Here is a 20,829-nt window from a genome sequence, read left to right as displayed (position 1 = left end):
ATTTAAAACCGAAGTTTTATTTAACTCTGTGATTAGCTCGTGCCCCGCTATGCGTTGCGCTCTGCCGTCTCAGTGGGGTCGCATTATAGGGAGATCCGAAAACAGATCAACCCTTTTTTTCGATCTTTTGAAAAAAAAGAACTGTTTGAACACTTTTAAAGCAAAGTGCGGTATTTTGCTACAAAAAAAGGCTCAATAGAGCCTTTTTACTTAACTATAAATTTCCAACCTGCTTTAGCTTGCTGTTTAGACTCAAGCAGCAGCTCACTCGCCATTAATGGATGTGCTTTTAGCCAGCCTTCTTCAAAAGAAAGGGTTAACACCTCATTATCCGCAGTTAAGCTCAACTTAGGCAGTACGTCATCTTGGCGACGCATAGATAAAATTACAGCAATTCTAATTAGCCTTGTTATATATTGTGCTAATTGCTGATGACATCCTAAATATGCAAAGGCATCTTTTTGTAAGTCAGAGCGGTGCGCATTTGTAGCGGCGACTATAATTTTATGCTCTGACTGAGAAAAACCTGGCATATCTGTGTTTTCTAAAATGTAAGCTGTGTGTTTTTGGTATTGCTTATATTCAATGAGCAAACCTATTTCATGCAGCTGAGCGATAGCTTTTAATAAAGCAAAGCCACCTTGCTCTAAAGCAATCCATTGTGCGCTCACCTGATGCGCTAAATGATTACTTAATTCAGCAACTCGATTTGATTGCTTTTGATCAACATGATAGCGACTCATAAATGCATCAACAGTACGCTTACGAATATCATGGTTGTGAAATTCTGGAATCATACTATAAAGAACGCCTTCGCGAAGCGCTCCACCAGCAAGTCCCATCTTATCAATTTCAAGGCATTCAAATAATGCAATTAAGATTGCAAGACCTGATACAAAGACTAATCTTCTTTCCTCACTCAAACCGGGCAAATCAAGTTCAGCAATCGTAGTAAAGGCCGTTGACTGCTTTTTTATTTCAAGTAGCTTATCGAGGCTTAATGTTTCATCTAATGATTGAGCAACCATGATTTCTTGGATTGCTTGTACTGTACCTGATGCACCGGAGGCAATTTCCCAGCCAGCTTCTTTGTAACTTGGTGCAATTTCAGCAATAACTTCTTTTGCAGCCTCAATAGCAGCATTGAAATTTTTATCACTTAATGTGCAATCTTTAAAGTAACGCTCAAGGTATGTAACACAACCCATGTTCAGACTTTTATAGTGCAGTGCATCAAAGCCTTTGCCAATAACAACTTCAGTACTTGCACCACCAATATCAATCACCAACTGTCGACCAGAACAAGAAGAAGTATGCGCGACACCTTTGTAAATTGTGCGGGCTTCAAGTTCGCCACTAATTACATTAATTTTGTGAGCAAGAATTTGTTCTGCTTTTTGCTTAAATACATCAGCGTTGGTTGCCAACCTCAAGGTAGCAGTTGCAACAATGGTTATGTTAGCTTTTGGAATATCTTGAAGACGCTCGGCAAAAAGTGCCAAACACTCCCAACCTCGTTGCATAGCTTCAGCGCTTAACAAATTATCCTCGTCAAGCCCTGCCGCTAATCTAACTTTGCGTTTAACTCGACCTATGGTTTGTAGGCCACCAGCAATTGATTTAGCAATCAGCATATGAAAGCTGTTTGACCCTAAATCAATTACTGCATAAACATTTTTTTGCGGTTTAAGTTGCCCCACCGTTCAAAAACCTCTAGTTACTACTACAACTCTACTTCGGGCGTAAATTACGACCGTGCTTTTTGGTAACTATTGTTTGGTCTACGTCCGCCGTTATTACTACGATTACGAGGGCCTGTCGAATAGTTGCGCTTTCTTTGAATAGTAGGTTTTGTTAAATCATCAAGCAATGCACTTTTATCGTAATGTGATAAAGGAATGCTATGTTCTATGTATTCTTCAATTTCATGCAGATTATATGCGTATTGTTCACATGCAAAGCTAATGGCTTTGCCTGATGCGCCAGCGCGACCAGTACGACCGATACGGTGAACATAATCTTCACAATCATCAGGTAAGTCAAAGTTAAATACATGACTCACTTCGGGGATATGTAAACCACGTGCAGCAACATCAGTGGCCACGAGGAAATCGAGTTCGCCATTCGTAAATTGTGCTAGGATCGATTGGCGTTTTTTCTGATTTACGTCACCCGTCAACATACCAACGCGATGTCCATCTTCTTTTAGCCATGCGTACACTGTTTCACAGCTGTGCTTAGTGTTTGCAAAAACAATCGCTTTATCTGGCCACTCTTCTTCAACTAAAGTAAGTAATAATTTAATTTTGTCTTCTTGAGATGGTTGAAATAACTCTTCTGAGATTCGCTTGCCCGTTTTAACATCAGGCTCAACTTGTACATGCTCAGGATTTGTCATGTGTTCAAATGCTAACTCTTGCACACGGTATGAAAGCGTTGCAGAAAATAATAAATTAAGGCGCTGCGAAGTGTCTGGCATACGGCGAAACATATAGCGAATGTCTTTTATGAAACCTAAATCAAACATGCGATCGGCTTCATCTAACACCACAACCTCAATCTCATTAAGGGTATAGCAACCTTGTTTATATAAATCGATTAGGCGACCTGTGGTACCAATTAAAATATCTACGCCTTTTTCTAACTGCGCACGTTGTTTTTCGTAATCTTCGCCACCATATACTAAACCTAAGTTAAGATTACAGTGTGGCGCTAAAATTTTAGCATCTTTATGAATCTGAATCGCAAGCTCCCGCGTAGGGGCCATGATCAGGGCTCTTGGATGTTTACTAGGTGCTTTGCTAGATTGTAATAACCGATGGCATGTGGCGGTTAAAAACGCCAACGTCTTACCTGTCCCTGTTTGTGCTTGACCCGCAATATCACGGCCATCACAAATAAAAGGTAGGCATTTAGCTTGAATGGGTGTGCAATATTCAAACCCATTTTCGGTTAAACCGGTAACCACTTCCGGTGCGATAGCAAAGTCTGAAAACTTTTTATCGGTCAAATGTGTCTTAGTCATAGCGTTTAAGCATAACGTTTAAACTTGCAATAAGAAACAAGAGTGTTTAAATACGCATTAAATAATTCGCCTAACTTATCGGAGAGCGCAATGAGCGAGAAAATTATACAATTAACTGACGATGGCTTTGAAGCTGACGTATTACAATCAGACAAGCCTGTACTAGTTGATTTTTGGGCTGAATGGTGCGGACCTTGTAAAATGATCGCCCCTATTCTAAATGAAGTGGCTGACGAATTTGATGGCCGTGTTGTTATCGGTAAATTAAACATCGACCAAAACGCAGGTACACCACCAAAATTCGGTATTCGTGGTATTCCAACACTCCTTCTTTTTAAAGATGGCCAAGTTGCAGCAACTAAAGTTGGCGCACTTTCTAAAACACAACTTGTTGAGTTTTTAGAAAACAACATCTAACACCCAGTAAAAAAAGGGCTAATTGCCCTTTTTTTACGTTTATTTTGTATAAAGACTGGACGCTGGGCCAGTGAGCTGCTAGTTTATAAAGCCAACTAATCCTTAGTTTACCAACAAACCTCTCTCACTAATCAATATCGATTAAATGAGTATGATAACTGTAATAAAGAACCCACCAATATGCATTTACGCGAATTAAAAGACAAGTCTATAAAAGAACTTGTAGCCTTAGCTGAGTCCATGGGGCTCGAAAACGTAGCCCGCTTAAGAAAGCAAGATATCATCTTTGCTATCCTTAAGGCCCACGCCAAAAGTGGAGAAAATATTTTTGGCGGTGGTGTATTAGAAATACTTCAGGATGGTTTTGGTTTCCTAAGATCATCAGAAGCGTCTTACTTAGCTGGCCCTGATGACATTTATGTATCACCTAGCCAAATTCGTCGTTTTAGTATGCGTACTGGTGACTCAATTATGGGTCTTATTCGTCCGCCAAAAGACGGTGAGCGTTACTTCGCACTGTTAAAAGTAAACGAAGTAAACTTTGATAGGCCAGAAAACTCTCGAACTAAAATCCTTTTCGAGAACCTTACTCCACTTCATGCTAATGAGCGATTGCGCATGGAGCGAGGAAATGGCAGTACTGAAGATATTACAGCCCGCGTACTTGACTTAGCATCACCAATCGGACGCGGCCAACGTGGTTTATTAGTAGCACCGCCAAAAGCGGGTAAAACAATGCTACTACAAAACATTGCTCAATCAATCACCCATAATCACCCTGATGCAACATTAATGGTATTGCTGATTGACGAACGCCCGGAAGAAGTTACTGAGATGCAGCGTCTTGTAAAAGGTGAAGTAATTGCGTCAACATTTGATGAACCGGCAAGCCGTCACGTTCAAGTGGCTGAAATGGTGATTGAAAAAGCAAAGCGTTTAGTTGAACACAAGAAAGATGTCATCATCTTACTTGATTCAATCACCCGTTTAGCGCGCGCTTATAACACGGTTATTCCTTCATCAGGTAAAGTACTTACCGGTGGTGTTGATGCTAACGCACTACACAAACCCAAACGCTTCTTTGGCGCGGCACGAAACGTTGAAGAAGGTGGTAGCTTAACAATTATTGCAACTGCACTTATTGATACCGGCTCTAAGATGGATGAAGTTATCTACGAAGAGTTTAAAGGTACGGGTAATATGGAATTGCACCTAAATCGTAAGATTGCTGAAAAGCGTGTTTTCCCAGCTATTGATTTTAATCGTTCAGGTACTCGTCGCGAAGAGTTACTCACAAAACCTGATGAACTACAGAAAATGTGGATCTTACGTAAGATTGTTCATGAGATGTCAGAAATTGACGCGATGGAATTCTTAATTGATAAACTCTCAATGAGCAAAACAAACGATGAGTTTTTTGACTCTATGAGACGCCAGTAAGCATAATGACATTATTGAGAAGCTCGCTTAATGGCGAGCTTTTTTGTTTGTGTATCAACTCACTATCTTCCCCTCTATGAATCTCCCCAACCTAAGCAGGCTACATACCCTACGTTATTTTTTAATTTCTCATATGCCGTAAAACATTTTTTGTCGTCTAGTCTTTTTTAACTATACTTATTTTGAATCAATCTTAAATATACAAAAAATAAGTTGATTGATAGCTGTCATATTAAAAAGGAAAATCAGAATGACGATTACCCAAAGTTTAGTACTACTTCAGTGCTTTTTTATTGTCAGTATTGGGCTGGTTTGTTATTCATTTAACTTAGCCCCTACTGTCATTGCTACTTTATATTTAACCGTATTAGTACCTGTGTATCTCTTTTATCTCTTTACTAAGCGAAAGTTAGCGCTACCTGATAAATATCTAAACACCTTGATGGAAAACTTAGTAAGTAATGACGGTATTAACTTTACTTTTCGGTTTGATGAAAGTGACCCTGCAATCCCCTCCTCTTGCTTAGCACTGAACGCCAGTTTAACGACTATTGAGCACCTATTTGAAGAACTGCAAATATCCTCAGATAGATTACGGCCGATGGCCAATGAGCTAAGAGATACCTATGCATCAATGACCCAAAAAGCAACAATTCAGTACTCTCATGGTCAAGAACTTGCCCAAACAATCCAAAAGATGCTCAACACATCGAGTGAGCTTGGTGTTAATGTTAAAACCATTTATAACTCAGTTGCAAATGCAACAGAGTCAGTAAAGAAAACACGTATTGATTCAGATAAGAGTCAAACAAGCTTACTCGCATTAGCGAATAACATTGAACAAACCAGTGAACACATAAAGCAACTTAAACAAGACAGTGACAATATTGGATCCGTTATTGAAGTCATTAATGCCATTGCTGAACAAACAAACTTACTTGCATTAAACGCTGCCATAGAGGCTGCTAGGGCGGGTGAACAAGGCCGAGGCTTTGCTGTTGTTGCTGATGAGGTGCGTAATTTAGCATCACGTACGAGTAAATCGACACAAGAAGTAAGCGCCATGGTCAGTAAAATTCAACAGAGCACTGATTTAGCGCATACTTTAATGAATACAGCCTTAGATGAAGCGCAACAAACGGTGTCGCTTACCAAAACGTCAAGTAGCGAAATTACAGCTATTGAGACTGCAGTACTTGAGATCAGTGAGATGTCTAATGCCATCAATCAACAAGTGAGTAATCAAAAGCAATTTTCTGATGAATCACAAGCGAGTATCAACTCATTGGTCGAACTAAATTCTGATGCCCTATCGAACTCAAAAATACAAGCCGTTTCAAGTAACGATTTACACCTGCTTGCAACAAGTCTAGAAGAAAAGTTCAGCTTTTTCCTTGTTACTCAACATGCTACTGATACCGCACCAAGGAAACGTTCCTATCAAAAAGAAGTCATCACTGAGGAACCGACAGAAAATGATATAGAATTATTTTAACGAATACGCATCTAATGCATCAATTAACACATGCGTTAACGAGGCAACATCATCAACCTCGTATTTATCACGATTATTCAATAATGCTTGATCTAAATTTAAAGCTGGCTTGATGACATCGTGAACTTCAAACATTTGAGCAGCCCCAAGAATACGATGGCTGTCTTGCTGAAGCGCTTTGTAATCACATTGCTGTAGATGCATACTCAAAGATTCAGCTTCTTCTCTAAAACTTTTGATGAAACTCTGTGTTAAGTCTGTCATATCGACTTTACTTTCACTGACAGGCTGCTTGTTATTCTGCTCTAATTGACTAGCTAAAGTATTATAAAACACTTTTTTGTCTATTGGCTTACTTAAGTACCCTGTAAAACCTAGCGACATATAGTTTTCAATTTCATGGCTCATTGCGTTAGCAGTTAAAGCGTAAATTGGGTTACTAAAGCCACATTGCTGCAATAACGCCAGTGCGCTAAGCCCATCCATAATGGGCATTTGAATATCAAGCAAAACAATGTCGGGGTACTGTTGTAAGCATTGCTCAACGGCTTTCTCACCATCACTCACTGCAATCACCTCAAGACCTAAAGAGGTAAGATAACGAGTTATCAAGCGTCGATTATCAGGGTGATCCTCAGCTAAGACAACCTTTCCCTGAAGTTGAACCTGCTGACTGTTACGAATGACCGAGCTTGATAAAGGACCTGCGCTCTTTTGTTTACACGGCAAATTAAAAATAAACTCACTGCCTTTATCTGGTTCACTTAGTGCACTGATATACCCGCCCATCATCATCGCTAACTGTTGTGATAACGACAATCCTAATCCCGATCCTCCAAAACGACGGCTAATGGTATTGTCACCTTGTTGAAAGCACTCAAAAACCATTTTTAATTGTTCAACACTCATGCCTATGCCTGTATCAATCACATTGAATTGGACACCGCTCTGCGTTTTGCTCAATCGGAGTGTGACACTTCCTCGTTGAGTGAACTTTATTGCGTTGGTCAATAAATTAATTAATATTTGTTTTACACGCATTAAATCGAGTTTAACCCAGTGGCTTTGCGCTAATTGGTTCTCAAATGCTAAAGATAATCCTTTTTGAGATGCGTGCGCTTGGCACATTTCATACACATCATTCACCAATTCAATAAGATCAAACTTTGTCAAATGAAGCTCCAACCTATTTGCTTCAATTTTGCTGATATCCAACACATCATTTATTAAGTCTTTTAAATGGTCACTGTGTTTTTTTATTACCAACAACTCAGCCTTAAGATCTTGTGGTTCATATAAACCATTAATGAGGTCATCTGTTTGTCCAAGAATAGCGGTTAACGGCGTGCGGATCTCATGGCTAATATTAGCAAGAAATTGGCTTTTAACTTCATTGGCTGCTCGCAATTCTTGTGCAACAAATTGCAGCTCCTGCGTTCGCTGTTCGACTTGTTCACTTAGCTGAATCTTGGCTTTTCTTTCTATAGAGCGACGATACAATGCAATGCTACAAATTAGCCCAAGCACCATGACTATTGCTAGTAAGATAGATAGCTGCGAACGCTTAGCAATTTTTAGATCTTGCAAGTCTCGTTCTTGCTTTAACTGCAGGATTTCTTGATTGAGTTGATTCGCTTTAAATTGGGTTTGAAATACCGTGAGTGCCTTAACAACCTCTTCACTGCGTATACTCTGCTGGTACTCAACAAATTTCGCATGTAAGTCGACCGCTTGCTTATAATCCCCCACGCTTGCAAGTAGTAGCGAATTAATGCCTAACCCTTCCTTAGCCAACATCACATTGTTGTATTTTTTAGCAAGTGCAAAAGACTCGTTTAAATTTACTCTTGCTTCATTGATATTCCCTTTCACTAGCTGAACTTTTGCTAACACATGCAAAGCAGTCAATAAAAGAGACTTGTTATCGGCTTTAATCGCAAACTCTTTCGCAGCAAGCGCGTGATAATTAGCTGTGTCTATTTCATTTAATTTAAGGTTTAAATTGGCTAAATTTTTATGGCGGATTGAAAGTTGATAAGCATCATTAATGCTTTGATAATACCGTAAAGCTAATTGATAATAATGTAATGCTAATTGGTTACGTCCTGACTCAACGTAAGCCACCCCCATATTTCCATAGACTTGGGCAATGCCATCTTTATCATCGAGTTGTTGAAATACCGCTAATACTTCACGGTAAAACTCTAAAGCCGAGTCATAACGCGACAGTTTAATATATATTCCTGCAATGTTATGAAGGATATCCGCTTTATCTTGCACACTTCCGTGTGTTTCATAAATCGCTTTTGCTTTTTGATAATGGTCCAAAGCCAGATCCATGTTATACATATCAAAATAAGCTAAACCTATATTACTCAATAAATTGGCCTGCTTCAAAGCGTTATTTAGTTGCTTTGCAATGGCTAAAGCCCGACTGTATTCTTTTATCGCCTGCTGCATTAGCCCTTGATAGTAGTAAACCACACCTTGCATTTTTATAGAGCGGAAATATTGCTCCGGGGAGTCGTTTATATTGCTATTTTTTTCTTGCGATTGATAAAAATCTAATGCGAGGGGGTAATCATTCTCGGTGAATGCGCGTTCAGCCATCGTGCTGTAAATCGCTAGTCGTTGTTGTGATGTGAGTTGTTTGGTCAAAAGCAGCTGGTCAGCTATCTCTTTTTTTTGCTGCCAATCAGTCACCTGATTAAATTGTTCAAGTAAAGGGTCTTGAGGCTCAGCAAAGCAGATAGTTGACGCCACGCCAAGTACAGTAATAAACGCAATAAAAAAAAGCCGCTTAAACTTACCTAACATAAATCTGTCCTTGGTATTTGAATCCGCTAAAACGACACGCGCCTTATTTGAAAGCTAACTGACAACCCAAGCAGCATGTGTATATAATAATTTTATCAAGATACACTATTACCTAGAGTTCGAACAATGCTTAACCCACTTATAGATGAGATTTTTGAACGATTACTAACAAAACAGGTATGGAAAGTCCACACTTTAGCATTGGAACTATCAGAGGGAGGTATCATAATGACTCTTGATGAGGATCCCTACCGTGATTTATTTAAACGTAACTTCTTAATAATGAATGCACTGTTTCAATTGCAGCAACAACTTGCTCCTACCCAAACATTATCGATCGCAAGCTTACATATCAAATTAGAAGACTCACACACAGAAAACCCAATCACACAAATAGACCCCTTAAGAGACTATTACTTAGATTGGCAAAACTATGATACGTCAGCCGATGAAGTGAATGCATTATTAAATCAATTTTGGCAAGATTTTGTCGCCACTAAACCAGTAAAACCCAAAATAAGCATAAGCCAGCGCAACGCAATTCTTACACAATGGCAACTGGATGAGCAAGCAAGCTTAAAAATGATACAAAAGCGGTGGCGACAACTAGCGTTTCAATATCACCCAGATAAATCCTCAGAGGATGAAGAGGTATTTAAACGTATTCGAGAAGAATATGAGCAGCTTAAGGCTAGCTGCTCAAATAGATAAATAAGTAATTAACGAGTGAGTCGACGAGCGCGGATTTTACGCCCTTTAATATTACCTTCAGTTAATTTACGTAATGCTGGTTTTGCACAATTGCGTTCGACCGCAACAAATGCCACGTTATCAAGCACGTTAATTTTACCCACTTGGCGGCCTGCAATACCTTCTTTACCTGTTAGCGCACCTAAAATATCACCGGCACGCACTTTTTGCTTTTTACCTGAGTCAATCATTAGTGTGGCCATTTCTGGTTTATACGGTGGTTTTTCTAGCAAGCTAAATGGTGGTAGCTGTTCAGGCAAAAAATCACATTCGTAATGGTCGCCAATTTGCGCCACTTTGAACTGCTCAGCATCACCATAGATTGAACACGCAATGCCTTTTTTACCTGCACGACCAGTACGGCCAATACGATGTACATGTGTTTGAGGGTCATGCGCTAAATGGTAATTAATCACCATGTCCATATCGTCGATATCCAGACCACGAGCAGCTACATCGGTTGCCACTAAAATAGAAGCACTTTTGTTAGCAAAATGAATGAGTGTACGTTCACGATCGCGCTGCTCCAAGTCGCCATGTAAAGCCACGGCACTAAAACCTTCAGCGGCGAGATCATCACACACTTGCTGTGTTTCAACCTTAGTATTACAAAATACCACACAGCTTGTTGGTTGAAACTTTAACAGCAACAACTTCAGTGTATTAAAGCGCTGCTTGTTATTATCCATCTTATAAAAATACTGTTTGATGGTGCTTTTTTCTTGCTCTTCTTCAACTTTCACCATCACCGGGTTTGTTAAAACACGCTTTGCAACCGCTTCAATCGCACGTGGAAATGTCGCACTAAATAACAGTGTTTGACGCTGTTGTGGTATGCAATCGATAATTGCATCTAATGTATCTTGAAAGCCCATATCGAGCATTTGATCGGCTTCATCCAAAACTAAAGTTTCAACATCGTCTAAACGAAGAGTGCCTTTGCGGATATGGTCATCAACACGCCCTGGTGTGCCCACTATAATATGTGCACCATGCTCCAACGAACCAATTTGTGGGCCAATAGACACACCGCCACAAAGGGTAAGTATTTTTATATTATGAATGCCACGCGCTAATTTGCGCATTTCAACCGCGACTTGCTCAGCAAGTTCCCTTGTTGGGCAAAGTACCAAAGACTGAATACGAAAGCGCTTTACGTTAAGTTTAGCCAGCACTCCTAAGCTAAATGCCGCGGTTTTACCCGACCCTGTTTTAGCTTGCGCAATGATATCTTTACCTTCAAGTACTGGCGGTAAGCTCTGTGCCTGAACAGCCGTCATTTGGCTATAACCTAAAGTAGATAAATTATCGACCAAACCAGAAGGTAAAGCGAGTGAAGAAAATGCAGTTGCAGTCAAAATTATTTCCAAACAAAAAAGTTAATGAGCAAGGCTAAAACGTTACCTTGGATTATTGCGCTAATAATAGCAGAAATAGCTATTAGCGACCATTAACTACCATTGTTATAAATTACTCAATAAAATAATTGTAAATGACATGTATTTTCATTAAGATTCGTACTGTTTTTATAACTCAGCCGGAAGCATTGAATGAAATTTAGTCCACTTTATCTCGCCCTTGTAGCGACTGCAGGCACATTGAGTGCAGCAGAAAATAACGAAAGCATAGAAAAAATAGAAGTTAAAGGCACTTACTTTAATGACTACAAAGTAGACAATGCTAACGGAGCAATGCGCACATCGGCATCATTACTTGAAACGGCACAATCGGTCACTGTTATTACAGACACAATCGTAAACGAACAGCTTGCCACCACATTAGGTGAAGTACTAACAAACGACGCCAGCTTAACGGCAGGCTCACAACAACGTAACCGTGAAGTATTTAATCTTCGCGGCTTTGAGCTAAGTTCTGGTACTGGTTACTTACGTGATGGTCACCAACATTGGTCACACTACCAGCAGCCAATCGAAATATTACAACAAGTTGAAGTGATAAAAGGTCCATCAAGTATTTTATATGGCCAGTCAGGTCCTGGTGGCTTGGTTAATATGGTTACAAAAAAACCAACTGCACAAACATTATTTAATGCCAGTGCAGATTTAGATCAACATGGTTCGACTCGCTTTATGCTTGATGCTAGCGGTGCATTAACAGCAGCTGAAGATTTGCGTGCTCGCGGTGTATTAGTAAAGCAAGACGTTGAATATTGGCGTGAATACCAAAATGGTGAAAACCGTGAACGCGACCGCTTCTTAGGTGCTTTAGTTGTTGACTATGATATTAGCGACAATGCACTTGTACGCGTTCATTATGATCGTACCGATGACAAAGCCGGCTTAGATACAGGTGCCTGGATTGATGACAACGCTAACGTAATTGGTGATGACAAAACTATTCGCGATATGTCTTGGGCGTTTACTGATATAACCGTTGAAAACCTTGGTATAGATTTTAATATATTTTTATCTGATGATTGGCAAGTTAACTTAGGTTATAACGAACAAACTTTCGAGCGCCAACGTTTTGAATCTGCACCTCGTAAACCGTCTAATTTTATGGAAGGCGACAGTTATGAATCTCGCCCTTACGACCGTTTTGATGATTGGCAATTTACGACTGCATTTATTGATTTAATTGGTGAATTTGAAACAGCCGGTGTAGACCATCAGTTTCTAATTGGTGCTAACTCGCTTGACTATTATTACGGTCAATTACGTACAACCAGCGACTACATTTATTACTCAGCTGGCGAAAGTCAACCTGCAAGTCCTGATATTAGCTACCACAGTGATACCACAAAAAGTGAAACAGAGTACGATTACTATGGTGTTTATGCCCAAGATTTAATTACTTTCTCACCACAGTGGCAAGTATCTGTAGGCGGACGTTTTGATAAACAAACGCGTGAAGGGCAAAATAACGAATCATTTTTGCCTAAATTCGGCCTGCTTTATCATCCAAATGTATCGGCTACTATTTATGCCAGCTATACAGAAGGTTTCGAGCCACAAAATGAAACCATCACTAACGAAGAAGATATTAACTTCGGTATGAAGATTGATGCAGTTACTTCTGAACAAAAAGAAGTCGGCATAAAATGGCAACTATTTGATGACCGCCTAATGCTTAGCGGTGCCGTTTTTGATATCAGTAAAAATGGCACTCTTGTTACTGAAAAACTCGATACACCTGTAGGTTCATTTACAAGTGAAACTAATCAAGTTGGTGAGCAACGCCATAAAGGGTTTGAAGTTGCAGCACAAGGAGCAGCAACTGATCGCTTATTTGTAATGGCCTCAACCATGTATTTAGATGCAAACTATGAGCGTGATACAAACTTAGAAGGTAAGCGCCCGACTGATGCCCCTAAGTGGTCTGCATCATTATGGACTCGTTACGAATTAAATGATGCATTTGCATTCAATGCTGGCGCATTCTATGAAGGTGAGCGTTTTGCTGATAACGATAACACCATCACTAAAGATGCCTATACACGTGTTGATGTAGGTGCAACGTATAAGTTTGAAATGAGTAACACTGATATTAACTTACGCCTTAACGTTGAAAACTTATTTGATACCAACTACCTTGGCGGTGGTGGTACGAACAATGTAGCGGTTGGCGAAGGAACGAGTCTACGTTTAGCAGCGCAGTTTAACTTTTAAGTCTAATATGCGTTAAAAAGCCCGCACTTTACAAAAAGTGCGGGCTTTTTAATTTTTATCTCATTGTATTTTTTAAATCAGCTATTTAATGATTAAATACCCCCAAGTATCTAACAAGCCAAGGTCAACAATGAACAAACTCATCACTGGGATGCTACTTGCCAGTTGCTTTTTAGCCTCTGCAGCAGAACCTGAATTTACCAGCCAACAGCTGCAACAAGTAGAACAATTAAGACAAAGTGCCAGTAATAGTGACTTAAGTTACCAATTACTAGAATCCTTAACGACCGAAGTAGGTCCGCGTTTACCCGGCACTGAAAACGATAAAAAAGCCGTAGCATGGGCGCAAGCTAGATTTAAAGCGCTAGGCTTTGATAAAGTATGGCTTGAAGAAGCGACCTTTCCAGAATGGAGACGCTTTAGCGAAAGTGGAAAAATATTAACGCCTAGTGAGCAATCTCTGCATTTAACAGCGCTTGGCCACAGTGTCAGCACACCTAAAGATGGTATCACCGCTGAAGTGGTGTTGTTCGAAACGTTAGATGAGCTGATCGCAGCCCCTGCTAATAGCTTGAAGGGTAAAATTGCCTATATTAACTATCGAATGAATCGCCATATCGACGGTAATGGTTATGGTCCTGCCGTGCGTGCTCGTTCTACTGGCTCTGTAGAAGCCGCAAAAAAAGGCGCAATTGGCTATATGATGCGTTCAGTCAGTACCGCACATCACCGCTTTGCCCACACAGGTGGCAGCCACTACAAAGAGGGTGTAACCAAAATTCCTAATGTAACAATCGCAAATCCCGATGCAGATCAAATTGCGCGTTTAATTGCACTAGGTAAAAGTGTCACCGTCAATATCAATGTGCAAACTGAAGACCGTGGACAAGGTACGGGTTTTAACGTGATCGGCCAGTTTAATGGTACGCAAAATCCAGAGCAATACGTGCTGATTGGAGGTCATTTAGACTCTTGGGATTTGGGCACAGGTGCGCTAGATGATGGTGCTGGTGTTGCATTAACTATGGCTGCGGCTAAACATATCAGCGAAATTAAACGACCAAAGCGCAGTATTCGTGTAGTGCTATTTGCTGCTGAAGAACTGGGGTTATGGGGTGCAAAAGCCTACTTTAAAAGGCATAAAAACACGCTAGAGAATATTGTTGCTGCCGCGGAGTCCGATTTTGGTGCTGATGTAGTATATGGCTTTGAATCAAATGTGTCTGCAGAATCATTACCTGTCGTACGTGCCATTGCAAAAGAACTTGCAGCATTAAATGTTGAGTATATAGGTAAAAACCAGGCTCGTGGCGGACCTGATTTAATTCCATTGAGGAACACGAATGGAGCCACTATCTTTGACCTTCATCAGGATGGTACTGACTATTTTGATTATCACCATACAGCCGATGATACTTTAGATAAAGTCGATCCAACTAAGTTGAAGCAAAATACAGCCGCTTACGCAGTATTTGCATTTATGGCAGCTGACGCTAAAACTACAATCAAGCCAAAGCCTGTTACTAAATAAGCACTTTTAAAACATACTTTCTTACAGTTTTATGCTTTTCAGTTGGCCCCCTTTGATTTAGTTTAATAACAAATCAAAGGGGGCAATCATGCTACTTTTTAATACTTGTAATTCATTTTCATCTTTTAGCAAAACAGCAACCTGCCCTTATTGTAAAAGTAACGATTACCAATTAGTCAATAACAGTCGGTTTTTACGCTTTGCAATTATGCCAATAGTTCCTTTAGCCTGGCACTATTATTATCAATGCAACCACTGCCAGCATAGTGAACCCGTCCCATTAATAAAACTACCATTACCTGAACTATTGTCACTAATAAAATACTTTACCGGCTCAATATTAATCGTTTTTACCTTGTTGTATTTTTATACTCAGTTTAGTGCTCAAGCAGCTCAGCAACAAGCCATGCTTGATGCCCCACAAGCATATGATACATACCTGGTTAAAGCAGATAAGTTTGCTCAAGAGCCCCTACGTCCAGAAAATTTAAAAGTTGCTCAAATACTCGAATTTGACGATAAATATATCACCTTTCAAATTAGTAATTACCGCTATAAGCGTAATCGTGGCATCACAATGGCAATGCGTACAAGTTTACTTGTACAAAGAGATTACTTTTCTTCAAAGACATTAACCTTACCGCGCACTGAGGTTCAGCGCATGGTTGACGAAGGAATTATTTACAACGTATTGCGCCCTTATGCCTATAGCTTGTACGGTGGCTTTGTGATGTTTCCCCCGCGGCCAAAGCCACTTTATGAAGGGGTTAAGCTCAATAAACATAACCAACAGGGTATTAATTATTACAAAGATGATTTATTCGAAGATGCTCTTGCGAGCTTTTTACTTGCAGCTGAAGAGGGCTCGCAATGGGGCCAACTCAATACGGCTCAAATGTATCGCGATGGCGAAGGAGTAGAAAAGAATCTGGCTCAAGCGATATATTGGTATCAACAAGCCGCGAAGCAAAACAACCATAAAGCAAAAGTACAGTTAAAAGAACTTTGCTTAATGCACCCTTGTGAATAAAAAAGGCAAGCGATTCGCTTGCCATTCCATATTTTAATTACTGTTTATAAGGTTAAATGCTGCTCTAAAAATGTCAGTACTTGTTTATAATAACGCGCACGATGCTCTGGTTTATAAAACCCATGCCCTTCATCTTCAAGTAACTCGTAAACATGAGGGTGATCGGCTTGTTTAAGCGCATCAATAAGTGATTCTGCCTGTTCAATAGGTGCTCGCTCATCTTCTCCACCATGCACGATTAACACGGGCGCTTTTAATTTATCAATATTATAACTCGGCGAAAAAGCCTTGAGCTGCGCCTCATCAGTACCGAGTACACTTTTAAGATACTGCTGGCCACTATCATGCTCTGCTACATCGCCTTCGTCAAACATCAGTGGTAGGTCATAAACACCGACTACACCAATAGCACACTTAAACATTTCAGGCTCTAAAATGGCACTTTGTAATGCTGAGTACCCACCAAAACTGGCCCCCATAATACACATGTTATTTTTATCTACGGTGCCCTGCTCTATTAGATATTTTACCCCGTCTATAATATCAAATTGGATCTCAGCTCCCCACTTTTTATGCCCTGCGTGTTCAAAGTTACGACCAAAGCCACCTGAGCCTCTAAAGTTAACTTTTAATACTGCTATTCCACGATTTGCTAATATTTGCGCATCAGGATCAAATCCCCACCAATCTCGCGGGCCATGAGGGCCACCATGAGGCATGACGACTAGTGGTAGGTTTTTCTCCTCGGCACCGACTGGTAACGTTAAATAACCATGAATGGCCGGCTTGTAAAATTAATTGGCTTAGTATGTGCCATCAGCTCGGGGTCTAACCAACTACGCGCAGAGAATAGATATCGCAATTTATTCTTTTGCGCGCTAAATAAGTAATAATCACCAGGGTTTCTATCACTTGATGAGTAAATGATATTCTTCTCACCATCCACAGTGCTACTCACAAGCTGTACTTGATTACCCGGCAGTGAAGCCAAAAATGATTTTAAACGGGCACTTTTTGGTGAACCGGCATTCACAAATGCATAAGTCGGATACCCTAACTCAGTCTCAATGGCAAATAATTCTTTGGATGTTTCATCAATCCATATTTTCTTTGGTGAAACTCCCTCTTCTTTATGGACTAATTCGATCGCTTTACTTTTCAAATCTAATTTATAAAGGCCGGCAGCCTCACCGCTTACTGATGCTGTGATGTATATTGACTCCCCCTTTTTATCGAACGCTTGGAGGTTTACATCACTGTAACTCAATTTACCCAAATCAAGCTCTTTCCAACCCTCTCCTGATTTTCCTCGAGTGTGAATAATGGGTTTAATATAATCATCAGTAGATACTGCGGCACGAACATTTCCCTCATGATCAGTTAAAAACTGCGCCATTTTTGAAGGTGAAGAGGTCACTTTACGGCGCTTACCTGAAAAAACATCCACTTCATAAACAATGGTGTGTGGCTCACTACTTGCCGTCCACGGGTAAGTAACAATCAGCATTTTACGCTTATCATGCACAACTGGGTCAAGCACATGAGAGGTGCCGTAAATAGGCGTGGCTTTTTTGATGCGGCTCCCTGTTTGCATTTCACCTTGATAACCCACTAAATATTTAGGTCTAGAGCCATCAGCATTAACGCCATACAATTCACCATGATATAACGGGTGATCTTGCCACCCTTTTAAGTATTGCTTTTCTAATACTACGCGCTCATCATTAACCCAGTGGTAGTTACCCACTTGTGCATTCCCAGGAAATTGTACCCCGTGTTGGACCTGAAAATTCTTCGTATCTAAAATCATCAGTACATTTTTGCCTTCTGGCTGTGTCATGACCCCCAGATACGTTCATACGTTCCTTTAGGGGAAATTTTAACATTGCTATATTCACTACCTTTGCTAAAGTGCTCAATAGATAATTGAGTGGTTTTAGCATACCCTGTTGTAGTCATTACCAAAAACAGCAAAGCCAAGATCATGTTTTTCATACGCATTCCTTTAATTATTCTTATGAGTTCACATAATAGCAACAAACACTTAAAGAAATAAATATTAATCGTTAAAGAGGACAAATCTCTTTATTTACAAGGTAAACATGGCTGCCGACCCATACTAAAAAAGCCATGGACCAAGATCACACCACCAGCGAAATTAATAGGGTTATCCCCGCCATACCTTTATTATCGTTGAAATAATTGAACTCCAACATCGCTTAGTATTGCGCTTTCATCAACGGTTAATTTTTGTTTGATATGCTCTCACTAAAATTAAATACAGCCAGGTTTATCATGACTAAAATAATTTTGTTTATAGCGCTTTTGCTCGTATTAACAGCCTGCACTGAACATACAAACAGCGCAGTGTATGTGTGCAATAAGCAGCAAATAGCCATAATAACGAGTAACGCTGATGAGACGGCAGAACTGAATTATCATCACACAACATACCCGCTAGTGAGGCAAAAGAGTGCGTCTGGAGTGAAATACAGTAACGAAAACGTTTTATTTTGGACGAAAGGTAACGAAGCAATGTTAATCATTAATGGGTATAAACAGCACTGCAATCAGCAATAAACCCATATTTTTGCTCTTATCTTTTTAGAAACGCTGCTACACTAATGATTAAATCAGTTGAAAAGAGTTAGTTATGCAGTCAATTGCCATTAAATACAAAGTGATATTTGCCTTCACAGCAATTGGTATTTTAATGCTATTAAGCAGTGGTTTTTTCTATTGGTCATTAGGTAAGATTAGTGTTGCCAATTCGGATATTGAAAATCTGGCCGTGCCTGTACAACAACAAAGTAACGCATTACAACTGTCTCTTTTATCAATAACAAAGTTTCATGCCGTGGCGTTTAGCCAAAACAACATTGCGAAATTACTGCACGAACGACAACAAACTGAAAGTGAACAAAAGTTGTTTAACGACAAACTTGCTATTCTTGAGGTGCAATTACAAGATCAACCTAAAATGCAATCATTGCTTGTTCAAATAAGTGATAAGTTCAAACGCCTAAGCACAACCAATACCACCATGTTTAGTACCAAAGAAAATGGCTTAAATGCGGTATCAACATTAGCTACTCAGAGTACTGAATACATAGAAGAAATAACATCATTAAGTAATGACTTATTAGATTTAGAGCTATTAGAGATTACTCAACAACAGCAGCCTATTCTGGATGCCATGGTCGGCACAGCAACGCGTATCGACGATCTGTTGTTTACTCTAAGTAATAACGTGAAAAGCATTAAGCACATTGGCTCTTTAACGATGTTGGATGAACACCAACAAGACGCCAATTTTCTCCTCGATAACGTAAAATCTAATTTTACCTATTTAAAACAGCAAGCGAGTGAACTCAAGGGCGTTGCTGACCTCACTGCATTAACGACAAAAATGACCGTTGTAGATAAAAAGCTGGCCACGATTTATCAACCACAAGAAACAATTTTGGCAAGCCGTCAAAACGCAGAAGCAGCTTTTAACGATTTTCAGCAGCAGTTTCAAGATACTGAAAAACTCATCATAGAACTAAATCAATTAGCTGATATACGCTTTGCTGCGTTACAACAAAGCGCCCAATCGACCATCAGCACAGGCTCTTCATTGGCTATTATGATTAGCATCATCTTACTCTCATTTGCAGCCCTCATTTCTGTGTTGACCACTCGTGCGATGCTTAAACCGTTAAATGCAGTCAACAAAGCGCTCTCAAGGATAGCGTCTGGCGACTTATCAAAACGCACACACCCGCGCAGTGATGATGAGTTTGGTGTACTATTAATGAACATCAACAGACTTAGCGACGACTTAGGGAAATTACTGTCTGATATTAGTGACAATGCGCACATACTTGACCAATCCGCAATCCAAACAAGTGCACAAGGACAACAAATGACCGTTGCAGCTGCCCAACAGCTTGAACGTATTGCACAAGCCACGACGGTTGCACAAAACATGCTCAACAATTCACAAACCGTGTATGAGCAAGCCCAAAGTACATCAAACGAAATAGCCAATGCGTCGCAACTTTCTAACGAAGTAAATCAAATTGCTGATAGAAACAGTCAACGAATACAAGCATTGTTAACGCGTTTAGATCAAGCCGTGCATAGTAATAAAGAATTAACGCAACACACGCAGCTTATTGGCGCTATCGTCGATACCATTAGCAGTATTGCAGAGCAAACCAACTTACTTGCACTGAATGCCGCGATTGAAGCTGCGCGAGCGGGGGAGAATGGGCGAGGATTTGCCGTTGTTGCCGATGAAGTTCGCTCTCTTGCGGCCCGCACTCAAAGTTCTACAAACGAAATTCGTACAATGATTCAAACGTTGCAGGAGCAGGCAAATACTGCACAGCATGAGATAAACGACGGACAACAACAAGCTAAAGAGTGCGTAACTAATAGCAGCGAGTTAAAACATGCAGTCGATAAAATAAAGAGCACTTTAGTGACAGTTAACCAGATGAGTCAGCAAATTGCAGATTCTTCACATCATCAGCTTAACGACAGTAATGAGATAAAACACATTATGGCCACTGTGACAGACCAAGCTAAGAACAACGCAGACCATGCGAGTTCATTAGCCACTCAAAGTGAAGATGTCAACCAACTGGCACACTCTTTAACCAGCGCAGTTGAACGTTTCAAGTTTTAGCATCAAATACACGCCAGAGC

At 40.1% G+C, this 20,829-nt stretch carries 13 protein-coding genes and 1 pseudogene; 9 read left to right on the top strand and 5 right to left on the bottom strand.

Features of this window, described 5'->3' with window-relative positions:
- Window positions 1-206 precede the first annotated feature (206 nt).
- Both gppA and rhlB read right to left on the bottom strand, forming a co-directional pair.
- A complete protein-coding gene (gppA, locus tag ATS75_RS14770) occupies window positions 207-1,700 on the bottom strand; it encodes a guanosine-5'-triphosphate,3'-diphosphate diphosphatase (RefSeq protein WP_058561180.1) in 1,494 nt (497 codons plus the stop codon).
- A gap of 47 nt (window positions 1,701-1,747) precedes the next feature.
- A complete protein-coding gene (gene rhlB / locus ATS75_RS14765) occupies window positions 1,748-3,025 on the bottom strand; it encodes an ATP-dependent RNA helicase RhlB (protein ID WP_058561179.1) in 1,278 nt (425 codons plus the stop codon).
- 90 nt (window positions 3,026-3,115) lie between these two features.
- On the opposite strand from rhlB, the gene trxA reads away from it, so the two are divergent.
- From trxA to ATS75_RS14750, 3 genes are all read left to right on the top strand, one after another.
- On the top strand, window positions 3,116-3,442 hold the full coding sequence (gene trxA, locus ATS75_RS14760; protein ID WP_058561197.1) for a thioredoxin TrxA: 327 nt from the start codon (window positions 3,116-3,118) through the stop codon (window positions 3,440-3,442).
- 180 nt (window positions 3,443-3,622) lie between these two features.
- Window positions 3,623-4,882: a transcription termination factor Rho gene (gene rho, locus ATS75_RS14755; RefSeq protein ID WP_058561178.1), complete on the top strand. Its 1,260-nt coding sequence runs from the start codon at window positions 3,623-3,625 to the stop codon at window positions 4,880-4,882.
- Window positions 4,883-5,132: 250 nt separating this feature from the next.
- Complete coding sequence (locus ATS75_RS14750; protein ID WP_058561177.1) at window positions 5,133-6,377, top strand: methyl-accepting chemotaxis protein; 1,245 nt, start codon at window positions 5,133-5,135, stop codon at window positions 6,375-6,377.
- Here ATS75_RS14750 and ATS75_RS14745 read toward each other — a convergent pair.
- Window positions 6,369-9,194, bottom strand: coding sequence for a tetratricopeptide repeat protein (locus ATS75_RS14745; RefSeq protein WP_058561176.1), 2,826 nt, complete (start codon window positions 9,192-9,194; stop codon window positions 6,369-6,371). The two genes, ATS75_RS14750 and ATS75_RS14745, sit on opposite strands and share 9 nt — an antisense overlap.
- Window positions 9,195-9,320: 126 nt before the next feature.
- Here ATS75_RS14745 and ATS75_RS14740 point away from each other — a divergent pair, with 126 nt between their 5' ends.
- Window positions 9,321-9,905: a DNA-J related domain-containing protein gene (locus ATS75_RS14740; protein WP_058561175.1), complete on the top strand. Its 585-nt coding sequence runs from the start codon at window positions 9,321-9,323 to the stop codon at window positions 9,903-9,905.
- A gap of 8 nt (window positions 9,906-9,913) precedes the next feature.
- Here ATS75_RS14740 and dbpA read toward each other — a convergent pair whose 3' ends face one another.
- A complete protein-coding gene (dbpA, locus tag ATS75_RS14735) occupies window positions 9,914-11,302 on the bottom strand; it encodes an ATP-dependent RNA helicase DbpA (protein WP_058561174.1) in 1,389 nt (462 codons plus the stop codon).
- Window positions 11,303-11,494: 192 nt separating this feature from the next.
- Here dbpA and ATS75_RS14730 point away from each other — a divergent pair, with 192 nt between their 5' ends.
- From ATS75_RS14730 to ATS75_RS14720, 3 genes are all read left to right on the top strand, one after another.
- The gene (locus ATS75_RS14730) at window positions 11,495-13,573 is read left to right on the top strand and encodes a TonB-dependent siderophore receptor (RefSeq protein WP_058561173.1); all 2,079 of its coding nucleotides are present in this window, start codon (window positions 11,495-11,497) and stop codon (window positions 13,571-13,573) included.
- A 130-nt stretch (window positions 13,574-13,703) separates the two neighbouring features.
- A complete protein-coding gene (locus ATS75_RS14725) occupies window positions 13,704-15,104 on the top strand; it encodes a M20/M25/M40 family metallo-hydrolase (protein WP_058561172.1) in 1,401 nt (466 codons plus the stop codon).
- Window positions 15,105-15,192: 88 nt separating this feature from the next.
- Complete coding sequence (locus tag ATS75_RS14720) at window positions 15,193-16,134, top strand: tetratricopeptide repeat protein (RefSeq protein ID WP_058561171.1); 942 nt, start codon at window positions 15,193-15,195, stop codon at window positions 16,132-16,134.
- 44 nt (window positions 16,135-16,178) lie between these two features.
- On the opposite strand, the pseudogene ATS75_RS20845 reads toward ATS75_RS14720, so the two are convergent.
- Window positions 16,179-18,129: pseudogene (locus ATS75_RS20845) on the bottom strand (alpha/beta hydrolase family protein).
- 300 nt (window positions 18,130-18,429) lie between these two features.
- On the opposite strand from ATS75_RS20845, the gene ATS75_RS14710 reads away from it, so the two are divergent.
- Together ATS75_RS14710 and ATS75_RS14705 are read left to right on the top strand one after the other, a co-directional pair.
- Window positions 18,430-18,714: an MliC family protein gene (locus ATS75_RS14710; protein WP_058561170.1), complete on the top strand. Its 285-nt coding sequence runs from the start codon at window positions 18,430-18,432 to the stop codon at window positions 18,712-18,714.
- Between the two features lie 73 nt (window positions 18,715-18,787).
- Window positions 18,788-20,809, top strand: coding sequence for a methyl-accepting chemotaxis protein (locus ATS75_RS14705; RefSeq protein WP_058561169.1), 2,022 nt, complete (start codon window positions 18,788-18,790; stop codon window positions 20,807-20,809).
- Window positions 20,810-20,829: the final 20 nt, after the last annotated feature.

Source organism: Pseudoalteromonas sp. H105 (assembly GCF_001469215.1).
Classification (GTDB): Bacteria; Pseudomonadota; Gammaproteobacteria; order Enterobacterales; family Alteromonadaceae; genus Pseudoalteromonas.
Note: the sequence above shows the minus strand (reverse complement) of the source record. Positions and strands in the feature narration are given on the sequence as shown.

Bases quoted from the DNA above. Each gene is read 5' to 3' on its own strand.
- rhlB (WP_058561179.1), bottom strand. From the start codon at position 3,025: ATGACTAAGACACATTTGACCGATAAAAAGTTTTCAGACTTTGCTATC.
- trxA (WP_058561197.1), top strand. From the start codon at position 3,116: ATGAGCGAGAAAATTATACAATTAACTGACGATGGCTTTGAAGCTGAC.
- rho (WP_058561178.1), top strand. From the start codon at position 3,623: ATGCATTTACGCGAATTAAAAGACAAGTCTATAAAAGAACTTGTAGCC.
- ATS75_RS14750 (WP_058561177.1), top strand. From the start codon at position 5,133: ATGACGATTACCCAAAGTTTAGTACTACTTCAGTGCTTTTTTATTGTC.
- ATS75_RS14745 (WP_058561176.1), bottom strand. From the start codon at position 9,194: ATGTTAGGTAAGTTTAAGCGGCTTTTTTTTATTGCGTTTATTACTGTA.
- ATS75_RS14740 (WP_058561175.1), top strand. From the start codon at position 9,321: ATGCTTAACCCACTTATAGATGAGATTTTTGAACGATTACTAACAAAA.
- ATS75_RS14730 (WP_058561173.1), top strand. From the start codon at position 11,495: ATGAAATTTAGTCCACTTTATCTCGCCCTTGTAGCGACTGCAGGCACA.
- ATS75_RS14725 (WP_058561172.1), top strand. From the start codon at position 13,704: ATGAACAAACTCATCACTGGGATGCTACTTGCCAGTTGCTTTTTAGCC.
- ATS75_RS14720 (WP_058561171.1), top strand. From the start codon at position 15,193: ATGCTACTTTTTAATACTTGTAATTCATTTTCATCTTTTAGCAAAACA.
- ATS75_RS14710 (WP_058561170.1), top strand. From the start codon at position 18,430: ATGACTAAAATAATTTTGTTTATAGCGCTTTTGCTCGTATTAACAGCC.
- ATS75_RS14705 (WP_058561169.1), top strand. From the start codon at position 18,788: ATGCAGTCAATTGCCATTAAATACAAAGTGATATTTGCCTTCACAGCA.